Genomic DNA, 15522 nt, shown 5'->3' with positions numbered 1-15522 from the left:
GTCCAAGGGGCGGCCTCCCGTCGGCGGTGCACTTTGCGAACGTAAAGTACTTCACTAGCCGATCGGCAAGCAAAGGGCGGTGGCCGGTTCAGCGATTCAACTGCCAGATGCGGGTGGACAGCGCCGTGGCGAAGGCACACCACAGCGGGTAGGGCGCCAGCGCAGCACCCGCCGGCGCATTCACCGCCGCCGCCCGGCGGGTCAGGTCCGCGCTGCTGACCGTGAGCACCCCGGCCAGCACCGCCGCGGGCCCGAGCATGCGCCGGTTGAAGAACACCCAGCTCCAACCGGCGTTCAAAGCCAGGTTGGCGGCCAACGCCCGGGTGTAGGCCCGGGCCTGGTCGCGGTCCCCGCGCTCGTGCAGTGTGTCGATCGTCGACGCCGACACCGCGGCGATGTCGGAGTACAGGATGTTCCAGGCGATCGGAAACGCCACCCGGGGTGGCTGGAAGCCCGGTTTCTTCAGACGCTGATACCACGGCGACTCCACGACGGGCGCGGTGGCCAGACCGCCCACCGCGGCTGCGGTGAACGCCGCACCAGCGGTCTTGGCAAGAGTCAACATACGCATGGTCATCCCTTCTGCACGGGCGGGCCGCCACGATGTCCGGCGCCCACTACCCCATCACAGTGTCACGAATCGGCCTGCACCGAAATGAATTCAGGGTCTCGCCGCGTCCCCCGGCGTGACCGGTTGCCCGCACCGCGGGACGTCGGGCGATAATCACCGGGAGATCCACAGACCGGCTAACGATCGGAGCCCCGGCGTGCAGGAGATTGGCATCGACCGATCCGCTGCCGCGGTCGGCGACCCGGTCAGACGGCCCCGGCTGCTCGTGGTCGGGCTCGGCGTCGTGGTGCTGACCGTCGCCGTGCTGCAGACCGCGGTGGTGCCCGTGCTGGGGGTCATCGCCGATCAACTCGGCGCGTCGACGGTGGCGGTCAGCTGGGCGGTCACGGCCAATCTGCTGGCTGCCGCGGCGATGACCCCGCTGATCGGGCGGCTGGCCGATCTGCACCGCAAGAAGGGCGTCCTGCTCGGGGTGCTCGTCGTGGTGCTGGCCGGCTCGGTGCTGGCGGCGCTGTCCTCCTCGCTGCCGCTGCTGATCGCCGGGCGGGTGCTGCAGGCCGCGTCGTTCGCGCTGTATCCGATCAGCATCGCGATCCTGCGGGAGGAACTCGCACCCGACCGGATGGTCTCGGCGATGGCGGTGCTGTCCGGCACGTTGGGATTCGGCGGCGGCACCGGACTGGTCGTGGTGGGTCTGCTGATGAGCGGGGACGCCGACTATCACCGGGTGTTCTGGCTGACCACCGGGTTCACCGTGTTCGTGATCGCGCTCGTCGTGGTGCTCGTGCCGAACCGGCCGCGCCGCGCCAACGGGTCGATCGACTGGCTGGGCGCCCTGGGGCTGGCCGTCGGCCTCGCGGCGGTGTTGCTGGCGATCACCCAGGGCAATGCGTGGGGCTGGGGGTCACCGCGCACCCTGGCCGCCGCGGCCGGCGGCGTGGCGGTGCTGGTCGGCTGGTGGCTGTGGGAGCGGCGGGCCGCCCGCCCTCTGGTGTCGACCCGGATGCTGGCCCAGCGGTCGATGCTGTTCACCAACCTCGCGACGATCAGCGTGGGCATGGGCCTGTACTTCGCGTTCCTGGGCCTGACCCAGTTCGTCCAGATGCAGCCCGAGACGGCCGGATACGGCTTCGGGGCGACCGTGCTGCAGGCCAGCGTCATCTACCTGCTGCCGGGGGCGCTCACCGGATTCGTCATCGCCCTGGTCTCCGGCCGGTTCATCGACCGCTTCGGGGCCCGCCCGGTGCTGATCGTCGCCGCCGTGGCGGGCATCGTAGGGTTCACCTTCGTCGCCTTCGCCCACAACTCGCCCTGGCAGGTGATCGTGGCCAGCATCCTCGCCAACGCCTACATCAGCCTCGGGTACGGCGCGTTGCCGGCGCTGGTGGTCAGTGAGGTCGAGACCGGCGAGACCGGGATCGCCACCGGCATGAACGCCATCGCCCGCACGGTCGGGAGCTCGATCGCCGCGGCGGTCGTCGCGCTGCTACTCGGCCGCACCACCGCGGCGGGCACCCCGATGGAGAGCAGCTTCGTGGCCACCTTCCTGGGCGGGGCCGTGACGGCCGTCCTGGCGATCGGCCTCATCGCGGCGTCGCGGCCGCGGTCCGGGTCGACCGCCTCGGCGGAGGCGCGCTACGAATCCCGGGCCATGAACCACGAGTGGGGCTGAACGGCTCAGCGCAGCTCGGCCAGATTGCGCACCGACTTGTGCACGTCGCCCTTGATGACACGGGCGACGAGTCCACCGATCGGGGTGTTGAGCAGGCCGCCGGACAGGTCGGCGTCCACCTTGAAGTCCGATCCGTCGGAGCCGTCGAGCGGCTCCACCGTCATCGTCAGGCCGATCCGCACCCCGCCCCGCCCGGTGCCCACCAGTTCGATCTCCTTGGGCTCGTCGTAACGGGTGACACGCCAGTGGATGTCGTTGCGGAATCCCTTGACCTTGATGCACGAGGACACCTCGGTGCCGACGTCGATGTCGTCGGGCACCGGGCTCTTCCAGCCGCCGAAGATCGTCAGCCACTCGTCGAAGCGACCCAGATCCGAAGCCAGCGACCAGGCTTTTTCCGGGGTGAGGGAGGAGGACACCGATACATCGACTGAGGCCATCTCCTGTCCCTACCCCACATGATCATCGGCGTAAACGGGCATCGCGCTCCTCGGCTGGCTGCGAAGATCGGTTCCTGCGATGTCACCCCGTGCCGGCCCGACCTGGTCAGGCGAGAGTGCAGCACGCTCCCGATGCGCGGAATCACGTGATATCGCCGAGAATGAGCGAGGGATTCGATTGTCGATTTGTAAATTCGTTGCGGATTCGCTTGCGAAGGTCGGCGCGATCCGCGATTGTTTATCCACAGCTCTCACGGCTGCACCTGAGGAGGACACGCCCTGACCGGCACACACACCACCGCTGAAGACCGCACTTCAGCGTCACAGGGACCTGGGCCGACCCACGGTGGCCCGGTCATCGAGATCGACCACGTCACCAAGCGCTTCGGTGACTACATCGCCGTCACCGACGCCGATTTCACCATCGCCCAAGGCGAGTTCTTCTCGATGCTCGGTCCGTCCGGCTGCGGCAAGACCACGACGTTGCGGATGATCGCCGGATTCGAGACGCCCAGCGAGGGCGCCATCCGGCTCGAGGGCACCGACGTGTCGAAGACCCCGCCGAACAAGCGCAACGTCAACACCGTGTTCCAGCACTACGCGCTGTTCCCGCACATGACGGTGTGGGACAACGTGGCCTACGGGCCGCGTGCGGCCAAACTGGGCAAGGCCGAGGTGCGCAAGCGCGTCGACGAGTTGATCGAGACCGTCCGCCTGACCGACTTCGCGCAGCGCAAACCTGCGCAGCTCTCGGGCGGTCAGCAGCAGCGGGTGGCCCTGGCGCGGGCGCTGGTCAACTATCCCAGTGCGCTGCTGCTCGACGAACCGCTCGGCGCGCTGGACCTCAAGCTGCGCCACGTCATGCAGTTCGAACTCAAGCGCATCCAGCGCGAGGTCGGCATCACGTTCATCTACGTGACCCACGACCAGGAGGAAGCGCTGACGATGAGTGACCGCATCGCGGTCATGAACGCCGGCAACGTCGAGCAGATCGGCACCCCCACCGAGATCTACGACCGGCCCGCCACCGTCTTCGTCGCCAGTTTCATCGGACAGGCCAACCTGTGGGCCGGCCGCCAAACCGGGCGGGCGAACCGGGATTTCGTCGAGGTCGACGTCCTCGGCTCGACGCTCAAGGCCCGCCCCGGCGACACCGCCATCGAGCCGGGCGGCAACGCCACGCTGATGGTGCGCCCGGAACGCATCCGGGTGTCCCCGTCGGCCCAGGAGCCGCCGGCCGGCGACTTCGTCGGCGTCCGGGCCACCGTGACCGACCTGACCTTCCAGGGCCCGGTGGTGCGGCTGTTGATGGCGGCACCGGACTCCTCGACGATCGTCGCGCACGTCGGACCGGAGCAGGACCTGCCGATGCTGCGCCCCGGCGACGAGGTGTACGCGTCCTGGGCGCCCGCCGCCTCGCTGGTCCTGCCCGGCGCCGACATCCCCACCACCGGGGATCTCGAGGACATGCTCGACGACTCCTGAACTCCCGACGCCCCGACACCCTCCCCTCCCCGGAGCCGACGAAAGGCACCCCCGTCATGTCCCGTGAAATCGATCCCCGTCTGCTGGCCCGGTTGACCGCCGGCCGCACCTCGCGCCGCCGCTTCCTGGGCGGTAGCGCCGCCGCCGCGGCCGGTCTGACGCTCGGCTCGTCGCTGCTCGCGGCGTGCAGCTCGGACAGCGACACCTCGGCGACACCGACCGGCGACGGCGGACCCGCCAGCGGCACGCTGCGGATTTCGAACTGGCCGCTGTACATGGCAGACGGATTCGTCGCGGCGTTCCAGACTGCGTCGGGCATCACCGTCGACTACAAGGAAGACTTCAACGACAACGAACAGTGGTTCGCCAAGGTCAAGGAACCACTGTCGCGCAAGCAGGACATCGGCGCCGACCTGGCCGTCCCGACCACCTACATGGCGGTGCGCCTGCACCAGCTCGGCTGGCTCAACAACATCAACCACGACGCCGTGCCGAACCTGAAGAACCTGCGCCCCGATCTACTCGAGGCCAGCGTGGACCCGGGCCGCGAGTTCAGCGCCCCCTACATGTCGGGTCTGGTCGGCATCGCCTACAACCGGGCGGCCACCGGACGCGACCTGACCACGATCGAGGACATGTGGGATCCCGCGTTCAAGGGCCGGGTCTCGCTGTTCTCCGACGCCCAGGACGGCCTGGGAATGATCATGCTCTCCCAGGGCAACTCGCCGGAGAACCCCACCACCGAGTCCGTCCAGCAGGCCATCGACGTCGTCCGTGAGCAGAACGACCGGGGCCAGATCCGCCGCTTCACCGGCAACGACTACGCCGACGACCTGGCCGCCGGCAACGTCGCTGTGGCCCAGGCCTACTCCGGTGACATCGTGCAGCTGCAGGCCGACAACCCGGACCTGCAGTTCGTGGTGCCCGAGACGGGTGCGACGACGTTCGTCGACACCATGGTGATCCCGTACACCACCCAGAACCAGGCGGCCGCCGAGGCGTGGATCGACTACGTCTACGACCGGGCGAACTACGCCAAGCTGGTGTCGTTCGTCCAGTACATCCCGGTGCTCTCGGGCATGACCGAGGAACTGGAGAAGATCGACCCCGAGTCGGCGAACAACCCGCTGATCAACCCGCCGCAGTCGGTGCTGGACAAGTCGAAGGGCTGGGCCCCGCTCACCGATGAGCAGACCCAGGAGTTCAACACCGCCTACGCCGCCGTCACCGGAGGCTGACCCGGTTGACCCGCGGACGCGAGGAGCATGAATGGCTGGCGTAGCCACCAGTAGCCGGCAGCGGAGCAAGATCGCCCCGTACCTGATGGTGCTGCCGGCGCTGGTGTACCTCGGGGTGTTCTTCGTCGTTCCGTTCTTCTCGCTGGCGCGCACGTCGTTGTCGGAGACCAGCGGGTCGGTGTTCCTGCCGACGCTGACCTTCGCCTGGGACTTCGGCAACTACACCGACGCGTTCAGCGAGTACCGGGAGCAGATCTTCCGTTCCTTCGGGTACGCGTTCGTCGCGACGATTCTGTGCCTGTTGATGGCGTTCCCGCTGGCGTACGTGATCGCGTTCAAGGCGGGCAGGTTCAAGAACCTGATCCTGGGGTTGGTGATCCTGCCGTTCTTCGTCACGTTCCTGATCCGCACGCTGGCCTGGAAGACGATCCTGGCCGATGAGGGCTGGGTGGTCACCGCGCTGGGCGCGATCGGCCTGCTGCCCGAGGAGGGACGTCTGCTGTCCACCAGTTGGGCGGTGATCGGCGGGCTGACCTACAACTGGATCATCTTCATGATCCTGCCGCTGTACGTCAGCCTGGAGAAGATCGACTCGCGGCTGCTCGAGGCGTCCCGAGACCTGTATTCCTCGGCCGGCCGCAGCTTCCGGAAAGTGATTCTGCCGCTGTCGATGCCGGGCGTGCTGGCCGGCAGCATGCTGGTGTTCATCCCGTCGGTCGGCGACTTCATCAATGCCGACTACCTGGGCAGTACCCAGACCACGATGATCGGCAACGTCATCCAGAAGCAGTTCCTGGTGGTCAAGGACTATCCCGCCGCCGCGGCGCTGTCACTGGTGCTGATGCTGATCATCCTCGCCGGGGTGTTGCTCTACACCCGGGCGCTGGGCACGGAGGACCTGGTATGACCGCCCAGGGCGGGGCGGCCGTCGCGACCGCCGCCAAGCACCCGCCGCGCCCAAAGAAGGTTCGGGCCCGGCGCAGCTGGGGCGACCTGGTACTGCGCCTGGTGGCCACACTGGTGCTGCTGTTCCTGTTCCTGCCGATCTTCGTGATCATCCTGTTCTCGTTCAACAAGCCGCTCGGCAAGTTCAACTACGCCTGGCAGGGCTTCACGTTCGAGAACTGGGCCGACCCGTTCAAGTACCCGGCGCTGACCGAAGCCCTGGTGCTCAGTCTCAACGTCGCCGCGGTGTCCACCGCGATCGCGTTGGTGCTGGGCACCCTGGTCGCGATCGCCCTGGTGCGGCAGCGCTGGCGCGGGCAGCGGGCGGTCGACACGTTCCTGATACTGCCGCTGACCGCCCCCGAGGTGGTGATCGGCGCGGCGCTGCTGACCCTGTTCCTGGACTTCGGCTGGGCGGCCGGCTACACGACGATCCTGATCGCCCACATCGCCTTCGAGGTCAGCTTCATCGCGATGACGGTGCGTGCCAGAGTGCGCGGGTTCGACTGGACGCTCGAGGACGCCTCGCTCGATCTGGGTGCCAGCCCGCTGCGCACCTTCTTCAGGGTGACGCTGCCGCTGATCGTGCCGGGCATCGTTGCCGCCGGGATGCTGTCGTTCGCGCTGTCGCTCGACGACTTCATCATCACCTATTTCGTCAGCGGCTCCACGGTGACCTACCCGCTCTACGTCAACGCCGCCGTCAAAGCGGCCGTGCCGCCGCAGATCAACGTGCTGGCCACCGCGATCCTGCTGATCAGCCTGCTGCTGCTGATCGTCGGGACGCTGTGGCGCCGCAAGCGACTCGACACCTAGACCCTCCTGTGCCGAACTGGCATTCCGGCAGGCAAAGTGCGAGTGGACGGCTGCCGGAATGCCGTTTCGGCGCCGGCGCGGGTCAGAGCGCGTCGAGGTGGACCCGCACCGTGACCCGCCCCCGTTCGTCGCGGTCGGCCACCGCGTGCCCGGTGCGGTCGGCACCGTCGAGGGCGACCAGCGTGATCGACGCGCCCTCACCGGTGAAGTTGCGCCACCATGTCTTCGAGTCCGGAGCCATCACCCGGATGACGACGTCGTCGCCGGTGCGGCGGTAGTTCACCGGGGTTTGAAACGTCCTGCCCGACCGCCGCCCGGAATAGCGGATCAGCACCATGCTGCGACGCACGAGCGCGCCCAGACCGGGCACGTCGAGCAGGCGCACCGCCCCGGAGTTGATCACACCCACCACGGGTGAGGCGAAGATTCCACTGGCCATGTGGCCAAGGTATCGCCCGGCGGCGCCGCGAGCCACGACGAGTTGTCCACCCGGTGGTCCTGGTGCACGATCAACGAGTGGCAGGCACCGCCAAGACCGTGATCAACGTCGTACGCGCCGAAGCCGACTCGCTGATCGGAGCGACGACCGTGGCGCGCCGGATCGACGAGGTGGCCGCGGGCCGCGGCGTGGTGCTCGAGGTGTTCGTGTTCGCCGGGGCGCAACGCGCTCTGACCGACGAACGACGGTCGGAATTCAACGAGGCGATCGACGGCCTGATCTCGGCGGGGGTTCCGGTCAGCGCCTGCCTGAATTTCGCCCTCGCGCTCGGCGCGGCAGACGCGTTGGCCAAACGCGGGATTCAGCTCGAAGCCGCACGCGAAGCCTATCTTCGGTTCACCCTCGAGGGCGCGACGGTAATCAGCATCTGAGCGGGCGGCCCGCCGCTCAGCCGACCTCGAGGCGCACCGGCGCGTTGCGGGCGCCGCCCCGGGCCGCTCCGATCCCCGCCGCCACCACCAGAAAGATGCCGATCAGACCGGCCAGCGCCGGCACCTGGTGCAGCACCACGAGCCCGACGATCATCGCCAACGCCGGTTCCAGGCTCATCAGCGTGCCGAATGCGGCGGTGTCAAGCCGGCGCAGCGCCAGCAGTTCGAGCGCGAAGGGCACCACCGGCAGCAGCACCGCGATGCCCACCCCGATCAGCAGGATCTGCGGTGTCATCCGCTCCAGCGTGGCGGGTCCCACGGCCAGGGTCGCGACCAGGCCCGCGACCGGCATCGACACCGCCAGCCCGCCGATGCCGGTGACCTGGTCCCCCACCCGCTGGGTCAGCAGGATGTAGCCGCCCCAGCATGCGGCCGAGGCCAGCGCGTAGCCGACCCCGACCGGGTCCACGGCGCCGGACCACGGTTGGGTCAACAGCACCACGCCCAGCGCCGCCAGTCCGGGCCACAGCATCCGGCCGCGGCCGCGGCCGCGCAGCACGGCGACGGTGAGCGGTCCGAGGAACTCCAGGGCACTGGCGGTGCCCAGCGGAATCCGGTCGACCGCGGCCATGAACAACAACGTGACCCCAGCGGTGACCACGCCCAGCAGCACACACATGGCGAAACTGCGGCGGGTGTAGGTGCCGCGGCGGGGCCGCACGATGACCAGGAACAGCACCCCGGCCCAGGCGAGCCGCAGCCATGCCACGCCGCCGACCCCGATTTCGTCGATCAGGGTGACTGAGATCGCCAAGCCAACCTGCAACGACAGCATGCCGCCGACGGCCATCAGCGCGCCGGTGCGCGCTTCGTTCGTGCTCACCCCTGCATTGAACGGGACCGCGACCGTTGCGGTCCACGTGATTTTTGCGGATATACCGTTCAGGAACTCGCAACGGTGCGGGACTGGACCTGCCCGATCCGCTCCTCGCTGGGCATCACCGGCCCGTCGTCGAGCTTGTCGCCGATCCCGAGGTCGGCCAGCCCCACCGCGGTCAGCATCGACGTGCCGTAGGCCGCCAGGACCAGTTTCTCGTCGTCACTGTGTCCGGCGTCGACCAGCATCGCCCCGATCAGGCAGATGACGGCCATCTTGTAGGCGTTCCAGGCCCGGTACCAGGGCCGGTTCTGCACGGTGATGCCGCTGACCGACTCGTAGTGCGCGATCAGGTCGTCGATGGTCAGGGCGCCCGGGTGGCTGGTGATGCCCACCGGCTGCATCCACAGCAGCTCCAGCCAGCCGATGTCGGTCAGCGGGTCACCGACAGTGGTCATCTCCCAGTCGAACACGGCGCTGACCTCGCCGTCGGTGAAGGCGAAGTTGCCCGGTTTCGCGTCCCCGTGCACCAGGGTGATGTGCGGGCAGGGGGCGGGCATGGTGGCCCGGAGCTCGGCCAACAGCCGTTCCAGAGCAGGCAGCGGCCCCTTCGCCACGCGGTGCATCTCCCCGGCCCACCGGTCGAGCTCACGCTGCAGATGCCCGGCGCCGTCGTCGAGGGTGTCCAGGCCGGTGGCGGCGAGGTCGACCGTGTGGATCGCCGCCAGCTGCTCGGCCAGGCTCTGGCACATCCGCGCCACCGTCTGATCGGCGGCGCCGGCCGGGGCTTCCATCTCGTAGACGGTGCCGCCGACGCGCTCCATGACGAAGAACGGCCGCCCCAGGACATCGCCGCTGTCCTCGAACCACAGCGCGGCCGGAACCCGCACCGCGCTGCCTTCCAGCGCCTTGAGGATGGTGAATTGCCTTGCCAAATCGTAGGGTTCGAGCAGGGCCGGGGGCGCCGGACGCATCCTGACCACGATCTCGCGCCGCCGCTCGCCGTGGCCGTGCGCCGAGACCGCGGTCAGCGCCATCATCTCGGCCGAATGCCCGAACGTGACCCGGTCGAGCCCTTCGATCTCGACCCCACCGGCGTCGTCGATCCGGGTGCGCAACCATCCGGCGAGCCGGTCGCGCAGTTCGGCGTCGGCGATCACGAGGACACCTCCTCGCCGGCGTCGGCGGGCAGCCGATCGACGGGGGTCCTGTCCTGGGTGAACGCCGACATGTCCATCGCGGTCCAGTTCGGATACCGCCGGTAGCCGGCACCGCCGAGCAGCAGCTCGAAGACCCCCCAGCCGGTCTGGCCGTCGAGATCGAAACGCATCAACTGATCCAGCGCCATCGACTTGCTCTCGGCCTCGGCGAGCTGTTCGGGATTGCTGCTGTCCCAGAGGAAATGGATGAAGTAGGCGCCGTCGCCGAGATCCTCGTACTGGCAGTGCGCCATCGGCAGCCCGTAGTAGGCGTTGACGTGCTGGTGCGGGGTGTCCGCGGCCACCCGGTAGGTCTTGCCGTCCTCGTCGGTGAACACCAGCGCCGCCGTAGCCGGACGTTTGCGGTCGGCGTCGAACTGCACATCGTGCTCGACCTTGACGAAACGCTTCGACAGGGTGCCGTCGTGAAAGGTGATGCCGCCGTCGACGTAGAGCACCTCGCCGTCGCTGGACTCGATCACCCAGGCCTCGATCGCGCGATCGTCGAATCCGGCGTCCAGCCACAGCCAGAAGTCGATCTTGTCCGCGACCCGCACCCCGAAGGTCCGGTCGCGGCCCCCGTCGAAACCGTCCACACTGATCCGCCGGCCGTCGATCTGCACCCAGCCGCTCCAGCGTCCGGGCTCCTTCATGTGGTACATGTCGGCCAGACGCTCACCGTCGGGGCCTGTCACCTTCATCGGCAACAGCTCCCACATCGGGGCCGTCGGCTCGTAGTAGAGCTCCCATTCGATGCCTGACCCGTTCGGGGCCACATCGAGGCGCCACTTCTTGAGCGGCTCCACACACGTCCAGCTCATCGGCCCCGCGCTCAACTCGGCCCGGTCGGTGGTCAGCGGATGGCCGGCCAGCAGGTCCCAGTGCCGCCCGCCAGCCAGGCTGACCTTGACGTAGCCCATCCCGGTGCCGGTGTTCGGATTGTTGCCGTACCCACTGGCCAGCAACAGATCTCCGGACGGGGAAGCGGCGAAGAAATAGCACCTGTCCGACCACGTCGGATCCGGGTCGTGCACCTGATCGAAGGTGGTGGGCAGTTGATGGGTGAATGACTCGTCAGCGGCGGAATAAGCCATGGCGTCTCTCCTGCACCCCGTTGTGAGCGTGACCGACCCAGCGTGACACTCGTCCCGATGAATGTAAAGATCGGACATCCGGTGAAAAATGTCCGATCACGGGACGAACAAGGCTTGACGTCCGAACCCTCCGGCGTCGACCTCAGACGATCAGGGCGCGCAGCAGGTAGCGGTCGACGAATCGGCGCTTCGCCGAGGTCGGGCGCGCCCGCCAGTGCGGGGTGAGCAGAAACGACGTGGTCGCCGACATCCACTGCACCGTTTCGCGCAGATCGAGGTCGCCGTAGAGCTGCCCGTCGTTCTTCCACTGCTTGAACAGCGGCCGCAGCTGGGCGGCCACCACATCGGTGATGGCGTCGGCGCCCGCCTGCAGCACAGGTGCCAGGGCCGCGCTGTCGGGGCTGTAGAGGGCCAGGTTGACCGGGTCGCCGCCGTCGACGGCCGACACCGGCGCCAGCACCAGTTCCCGGATACTGCGGGCCGCGTCGCCGGGCTTCTTCAACGAGCCGATCCAGCGCGAGCACGCCTGGTCCACCCGCCGCAGGATCACCGCCAGCAGCAGGTCGTCCCGGGTGGGGAAGTACCGGTACACCGTCGAGCGCACCACCCCGGCCTCGTCGGCCACCTCCGCCATCCGGATCTGCGTGCCACCGCTGCCGACGATGCAGCGCACCGCTGCGTCGAGCAGGCGGTCACGGGCCTCGTCGCCGTCGAGCAGGGCCCGTCCGGCACCCCAGTGGCGGCGCTCGAGTGCTCCGGACATCCTGCGATGGTGCCACCTCAGTCGGCGGGATCGGGCAGCGGTTCCCATTCCTGCGACACCGAGGCCGACCACCGGGGCTCGCGGCGTTCCAGGAACGCGACCGCCCCCTCGCGCGCGTCGGCGCCGCCCATCACGCGCCGGTGCAGCACCGTCTCGAGCTCCGCCACCTCGCGGGGGCCGTAGCCGCGGCTCATGGTGTCCCACAGCAGTCTCTTGGACAGCGCCGCCGACATCGGCGCGACGTTGGTCGCGATATCGCGCGCGATGCCCATCGCGACGTCGAGCACCTCGCCGCCGGGGACCACCCGGGTGGCGACACCCATGGCCGCGGCCTCGGCACCGGTGAAGGTCCGCCCGGTCAGCAGCAGCTCGGCGGCCACCGCACCGCCGACCAGACGCGGCAACGTCCAGTGCGCCATGCAGTCGCCGATGACTCCCCGTCGCACCTGTGCGACAGCGTATTTCGCATCCTGGGCCATGATGCGGAGGTCGGCCTGCAGGGCCATCGTCAGCCCGATCCCGATGGCGTGGCCGTTGACCGCCGCGATCACCGGCGTGCGCAGCTCGAACGCCGCGGGGGTGATCGGCGACGCGGTGAATTCCTCGTCGGCAGCGCCGAACACCCCTCCCGGAGTTTCGAGGTCGGCGCCGGCGCAGAACGCCTCCCCTGCTCCGGTGAGGACGATCGCACGCACCGCGTCGTCGTCGTCGCAGCGTCGGTACGCACTGCTGAGCAGCTCCCCCATCTGCGCGGTATAGGCGTTGCGGCGGGCCGCACGGTTCAGCGTCAGCACCGCGACGCCGGCGTCGACGCCGACGGTCAGATCGCTCATATCGGGAAAACTTACCGAGCCCGCAGCCGCGCCCGGAGGACAATCCGGGGGTGGAAACCCGACGCCTCGAACTACTGCTGGCCCTCTCCCGGCTCGGCTCCATGCGCGCCGTCGCCGAGGCCCACCACCTCACCACCTCGACGGTGTCGCAGCAGATCGCCGCGCTGGCCCGGGAGACCGGGGCCGCGCTGATCGAACCGCAGGGCCGGCACGTGCGGCTGACCCCGGCCGGGCGACGGCTGGCCGATCACGCCGTGACCATCCTGGCCGCCGTCGACAGCGCCCGGCTGGACATGGATCCCGATGCCGACCCCGTCGGCACGGTGCGGGTCGGCGGATTCGCCACCGGCATCCGGGTGTCGTTGCTGCCGATCGTGGCCGACCTGCGTGTCCACCATCCCGGGGTACGGCTGGTGATCAGTGAATACGAGCCGATCGAGGCCTTTCGCCTGCTGGCCGACGACGATCTCGACCTGGTGCTGGGCTACGACTACAACCTGGCACCGGCCTCACCCGGGCCGGCGCTGGAGACGACGGCACTCTGGTCGACGCAGTGGGGACTGGCCGTGCCGACAGCGTCGGCGTCCGAATCCGGCATCGCCGCGTACGCCGACGCCACCTGGATCGTCAACTCCCGCAACACCGCCGACGAGACGGCGGTCCGCACGCTGGCCGCGCTGGCCGGCTTCACCCCGACCATCGGCCACCAGATCGACAGCCTCGATCTGGTCGAGGACCTCATCGTGGCCGGGTTCGGCGTGGGCCTGCTGCCGCTGGACCGGCCGACCGCGGCCGGTGTCACGGTGCTGCCGCTGACCGACCCCGACGTGACGCTGACGGCCTACGCCGTCACCCGCAGCGGACGCACCGAGTGGCCACCGCTGCGCACGGTGCTGGACCGGCTTCGTCCCGCCGCCGGCGAATCGCGTCGTCCGTCGTGGCCCCGCCCCGAGGCCGCCGGCTGAACGATCCCGTCACCTCGATCCCGTCACCTAAGCGCACCCAACCAATCCGCTTGCCGGCGCACGAAGCCGGCATCGACGACCGCACCGTGCCCGGGCACATAGACCGCATCCGCACCACCGGCCGCCAGCAGCCGACCCAGCGTGACCGGCCACGCAACCGGGTCGGACTCCGCATCGACGCTCGGATCCGCCGATTCCTCGACCAGGTCACCACAGAACACCACCGGGCGTCCGGGACCGGTGACCACCGCGATCAGGTCGTGGTCGGTGTGGCCGCGGCCGGGATGGCTGATCCCCACCTCGACCTCGCCCAGCGACAGCACCCCCGCGGCGGCCGTGTCGGCGGGCGGCACCAACGCCGCCAGTGCCCGGTCGACCGCGGCCGGGTCCGCACCGTGGTGCAGCGCGTCGGCGCGCAACTGCGCCCGGCGCCCGGTCATCGTCGCCGTCACCGCGGCCGCACAGTAGGTCTGGGCGTCGCCGAACACCGAGTGGCCCAGGATGTGGTCGAAATGGTGGTGGGTCAGCAGCACGTGGCCGACGTCGCAGCCGGCCAGCGTGCGGACATCGGCGGCGATGGCACGCGCTTCGTCCAACGTCGTCCCGGTGTCGATCAGCAGGGCCGATCCGCCCGAGGCGACCAGCCCCACCGTGACATCGCAGAACCGCAGCCGGCACCGGAAGACATGCGAGCTGAGCTGCTCCCATGCCAGGTTCGGCGCAGCGTCGGCCACCTCGGTGAAGTTACCCTCCGCGCCGGGTTTGCCTGTCGAGGAGCCGGGGAACACGACCGGCATGTTGATCCGACGTGTCGCGCGCCCCATGCTCTCCGCCGTGTTCATCTCACGCGGGATCGAAGCCCTGCGGAGCCCGAAACCCGCAGCGGACGCCACCCGCCAGACCCTCGAGGGTCTGTCCAAACTGCCCGAACCGGTAGGCCCCAATGTGCCGTCCAACGCCGAAACGGTCGCCAAGGTCAACGCCGCGGTGCAGATCGGCGCCGGGTTGCTGCTGGCCACCGGCCGGTTCCCCCGCGTCGCCTCGATCGCACTGGCCGCCAGCGTGGTTCCGGGTTCGGTCGGCGGCCACGCGTTCTGGAACGAGGTCGACCCGCAGCGCAAAGCCGAGGAGCGCAAGGCCTTCATCACCGATGTCAGCCTGCTCGGCGGCCTGATCATCGCCGCCGTGGACACCGAGGGCAAACCGTCGCTGGGCTGGCGCGGACGCCGTGCCGCCCACAAGGTGTCCGAGTCCGTGTCGGCGGCGCTGCCCGTGGGTGCGGCGGCCGGGTCCTCATTGAGCGACAGCGAGTTCGCCGAGAAGCTCGAGCACGGATTGCACGTGGGCGCTGAGCGTGGGCGCGAGTTCGCCCACGTCGCGCGCGAACGCGGCGAGGAATGGGCCGAACTGGCCCGCGAACGCGGCGGCGAGTGGGCCGAGGTGGCGCGCGAACGCGGCGAGGAATGGGCCGAACTGGCCCGCGAGCACGGTGGGGACTGGGCCGACGTGGCCCGCGAACGCGGCGAGGAATGGGCCGAACTGGCCCGCAAGCGTGGTCAGGACCTGGCCAGCACCGCCCGTGACCGCGGCCCGGAGATCGCCGATGTCGCCCGCGGCCGCGGCTCCGAATGGGCCGAGCTCGCCCGCGGCCGGGCCGCCGAGCTCGCCGACACCGCCGAGAGCGAAGTCAAGAAGCGGCGCAAACGCTGAAACCCTTCGCTGATCGCACGGCGCTCGGTACGGTGAGAATTCAC

17 protein-coding genes are annotated in these 15522 nt (G+C 69.2%); 8 read left to right on the top strand and 9 right to left on the bottom strand.

Annotated features, from left to right (window positions below; all coding sequences use genetic code 11):
• Window positions 1–88 precede the first annotated feature (88 nt).
• Window positions 89–571 carry a TspO/MBR family protein gene (locus ACXAID_RS00155; RefSeq protein WP_475020246.1) on the bottom strand — a complete coding sequence of 161 codons (483 nt, stop codon included), beginning with the start codon at window positions 569–571 and terminating at the stop codon, window positions 89–91.
• A 196-nt stretch (window positions 572–767) separates the two neighbouring features.
• Here ACXAID_RS00155 and ACXAID_RS00150 point away from each other — a divergent pair, with 196 nt between their 5' ends.
• Entirely contained in the window at window positions 768–2243 is a 1476-nt protein-coding gene (locus tag ACXAID_RS00150) for an MFS transporter (protein WP_475020148.1), read from the top strand.
• Window positions 2244–2248: 5 nt separating this feature from the next.
• Here ACXAID_RS00150 and ACXAID_RS00145 read toward each other — a convergent pair whose 3' ends face one another.
• On the bottom strand, window positions 2249–2683 hold the full coding sequence (locus ACXAID_RS00145; protein WP_475020147.1) for a type II toxin-antitoxin system Rv0910 family toxin: 435 nt from the start codon (window positions 2681–2683) through the stop codon (window positions 2249–2251).
• A 447-nt stretch (window positions 2684–3130) separates the two neighbouring features.
• On the opposite strand from ACXAID_RS00145, the gene ACXAID_RS00140 reads away from it, so the two are divergent.
• The 4 genes from ACXAID_RS00140 to ACXAID_RS00125 are packed head-to-tail and all read left to right on the top strand — an operon-like array spanning window position 3131 to window position 7167.
• Window positions 3131–4168 carry an ABC transporter ATP-binding protein gene (locus ACXAID_RS00140; protein ID WP_475020146.1) on the top strand — a complete coding sequence of 346 codons (1038 nt, stop codon included), beginning with the start codon at window positions 3131–3133 and terminating at the stop codon, window positions 4166–4168.
• A gap of 56 nt (window positions 4169–4224) precedes the next feature.
• Window positions 4225–5406, top strand: coding sequence for a polyamine ABC transporter substrate-binding protein (locus tag ACXAID_RS00135; RefSeq protein ID WP_475020145.1), 1182 nt, complete (start codon window positions 4225–4227; stop codon window positions 5404–5406).
• A 31-nt stretch (window positions 5407–5437) separates the two neighbouring features.
• Window positions 5438–6313: an ABC transporter permease gene (locus ACXAID_RS00130; RefSeq protein ID WP_475020144.1), complete on the top strand. Its 876-nt coding sequence runs from the start codon at window positions 5438–5440 to the stop codon at window positions 6311–6313.
• Complete coding sequence (locus ACXAID_RS00125) at window positions 6310–7167, top strand: ABC transporter permease (protein WP_475020143.1); 858 nt, start codon at window positions 6310–6312, stop codon at window positions 7165–7167. The genes ACXAID_RS00130 and ACXAID_RS00125 overlap by 4 nt, the downstream gene beginning before the upstream one ends.
• Window positions 7168–7249: 82 nt before the next feature.
• Here ACXAID_RS00125 and ACXAID_RS00120 read toward each other — a convergent pair whose 3' ends face one another.
• Window positions 7250–7606: a hypothetical protein gene (locus ACXAID_RS00120; RefSeq protein ID WP_475020142.1), complete on the bottom strand. Its 357-nt coding sequence runs from the start codon at window positions 7604–7606 to the stop codon at window positions 7250–7252.
• Window positions 7607–7683: 77 nt separating this feature from the next.
• Between ACXAID_RS00120 and ACXAID_RS00115 the strand changes: the two genes are divergently transcribed.
• Window positions 7684–8037: a hypothetical protein gene (locus tag ACXAID_RS00115; protein WP_475020141.1), complete on the top strand. Its 354-nt coding sequence runs from the start codon at window positions 7684–7686 to the stop codon at window positions 8035–8037.
• A 16-nt stretch (window positions 8038–8053) separates the two neighbouring features.
• Here the strand turns inward: ACXAID_RS00115 and ACXAID_RS00110 are convergent, their stop codons facing one another.
• The 5 genes from ACXAID_RS00110 to ACXAID_RS00090 form a co-directional block, all read right to left on the bottom strand.
• A complete protein-coding gene (locus ACXAID_RS00110; protein ID WP_475020245.1) occupies window positions 8054–8887 on the bottom strand; it encodes an EamA family transporter in 834 nt (277 codons plus the stop codon).
• Window positions 8888–8979: 92 nt separating this feature from the next.
• The gene (locus ACXAID_RS00105; RefSeq protein WP_475020140.1) at window positions 8980–10074 is read right to left on the bottom strand and encodes a phosphotransferase family protein; all 1095 of its coding nucleotides are present in this window, start codon (window positions 10072–10074) and stop codon (window positions 8980–8982) included.
• Window positions 10071–11207 carry an Rv3169 family protein gene (locus ACXAID_RS00100; RefSeq protein WP_475020139.1) on the bottom strand — a complete coding sequence of 379 codons (1137 nt, stop codon included), beginning with the start codon at window positions 11205–11207 and terminating at the stop codon, window positions 10071–10073. Before ACXAID_RS00100 ends, ACXAID_RS00105 begins: the two co-directional genes overlap by 4 nt.
• A gap of 142 nt (window positions 11208–11349) precedes the next feature.
• On the bottom strand, window positions 11350–11970 hold the full coding sequence (locus tag ACXAID_RS00095; RefSeq protein ID WP_475020138.1) for a TetR/AcrR family transcriptional regulator: 621 nt from the start codon (window positions 11968–11970) through the stop codon (window positions 11350–11352).
• Between the two features lie 17 nt (window positions 11971–11987).
• A complete protein-coding gene (locus tag ACXAID_RS00090; RefSeq protein ID WP_475020137.1) occupies window positions 11988–12803 on the bottom strand; it encodes an enoyl-CoA hydratase-related protein in 816 nt (271 codons plus the stop codon).
• Between the two features lie 50 nt (window positions 12804–12853).
• On the opposite strand from ACXAID_RS00090, the gene ACXAID_RS00085 reads away from it, so the two are divergent.
• Window positions 12854–13768 carry a LysR family transcriptional regulator gene (locus ACXAID_RS00085; protein WP_475020136.1) on the top strand — a complete coding sequence of 305 codons (915 nt, stop codon included), beginning with the start codon at window positions 12854–12856 and terminating at the stop codon, window positions 13766–13768.
• A 23-nt stretch (window positions 13769–13791) separates the two neighbouring features.
• Here the strand turns inward: ACXAID_RS00085 and ACXAID_RS00080 are convergent, their stop codons facing one another.
• Window positions 13792–14610 carry an MBL fold metallo-hydrolase gene (locus ACXAID_RS00080; protein WP_475020135.1) on the bottom strand — a complete coding sequence of 273 codons (819 nt, stop codon included), beginning with the start codon at window positions 14608–14610 and terminating at the stop codon, window positions 13792–13794.
• Between ACXAID_RS00080 and ACXAID_RS00075 the strand changes: the two genes are divergently transcribed.
• A complete protein-coding gene (locus tag ACXAID_RS00075; protein WP_475020134.1) occupies window positions 14564–15478 on the top strand; it encodes a DoxX family membrane protein in 915 nt (304 codons plus the stop codon). The two genes, ACXAID_RS00080 and ACXAID_RS00075, sit on opposite strands and share 47 nt — an antisense overlap.
• The last annotated feature ends 44 nt before the right edge of the window (window positions 15479–15522 follow it).

It is taken from the genome of Mycobacterium sp. ABE4_509, from assembly GCF_056160785.1.
Note: the sequence above shows the minus strand (reverse complement) of the source record. Positions and strands in the feature narration are given on the sequence as shown.

Excerpts from the sequence above, each read along its gene's own strand:
- ACXAID_RS00155 (WP_475020246.1), bottom strand. The coding sequence starts at position 571 with ATGCGTATGTTGACTCTTGCCAAGACCGCTGGTGCGGCGTTCACCGCA.
- ACXAID_RS00145 (WP_475020147.1), bottom strand. The coding sequence starts at position 2,683 with ATGGCCTCAGTCGATGTATCGGTGTCCTCCTCCCTCACCCCGGAAAAA.
- ACXAID_RS00140 (WP_475020146.1), top strand. The coding sequence starts at position 3,131 with ATGCTCGGTCCGTCCGGCTGCGGCAAGACCACGACGTTGCGGATGATC.
- ACXAID_RS00135 (WP_475020145.1), top strand. The coding sequence starts at position 4,225 with ATGTCCCGTGAAATCGATCCCCGTCTGCTGGCCCGGTTGACCGCCGGC.
- ACXAID_RS00130 (WP_475020144.1), top strand. The coding sequence starts at position 5,438 with ATGGCTGGCGTAGCCACCAGTAGCCGGCAGCGGAGCAAGATCGCCCCG.
- ACXAID_RS00125 (WP_475020143.1), top strand. The coding sequence starts at position 6,310 with ATGACCGCCCAGGGCGGGGCGGCCGTCGCGACCGCCGCCAAGCACCCG.
- ACXAID_RS00120 (WP_475020142.1), bottom strand. The coding sequence starts at position 7,606 with ATGGCCAGTGGAATCTTCGCCTCACCCGTGGTGGGTGTGATCAACTCC.
- ACXAID_RS00110 (WP_475020245.1), bottom strand. The coding sequence starts at position 8,887 with ATGGCCGTCGGCGGCATGCTGTCGTTGCAGGTTGGCTTGGCGATCTCA.
- ACXAID_RS00100 (WP_475020139.1), bottom strand. The coding sequence starts at position 11,207 with ATGGCTTATTCCGCCGCTGACGAGTCATTCACCCATCAACTGCCCACC.
- ACXAID_RS00095 (WP_475020138.1), bottom strand. The coding sequence starts at position 11,970 with ATGTCCGGAGCACTCGAGCGCCGCCACTGGGGTGCCGGACGGGCCCTG.
- ACXAID_RS00090 (WP_475020137.1), bottom strand. The coding sequence starts at position 12,803 with ATGAGCGATCTGACCGTCGGCGTCGACGCCGGCGTCGCGGTGCTGACG.
- ACXAID_RS00075 (WP_475020134.1), top strand. The coding sequence starts at position 14,564 with ATGTTGATCCGACGTGTCGCGCGCCCCATGCTCTCCGCCGTGTTCATC.
- ACXAID_RS00080 (WP_475020135.1), bottom strand. The coding sequence starts at position 14,610 with ATGAACACGGCGGAGAGCATGGGGCGCGCGACACGTCGGATCAACATG.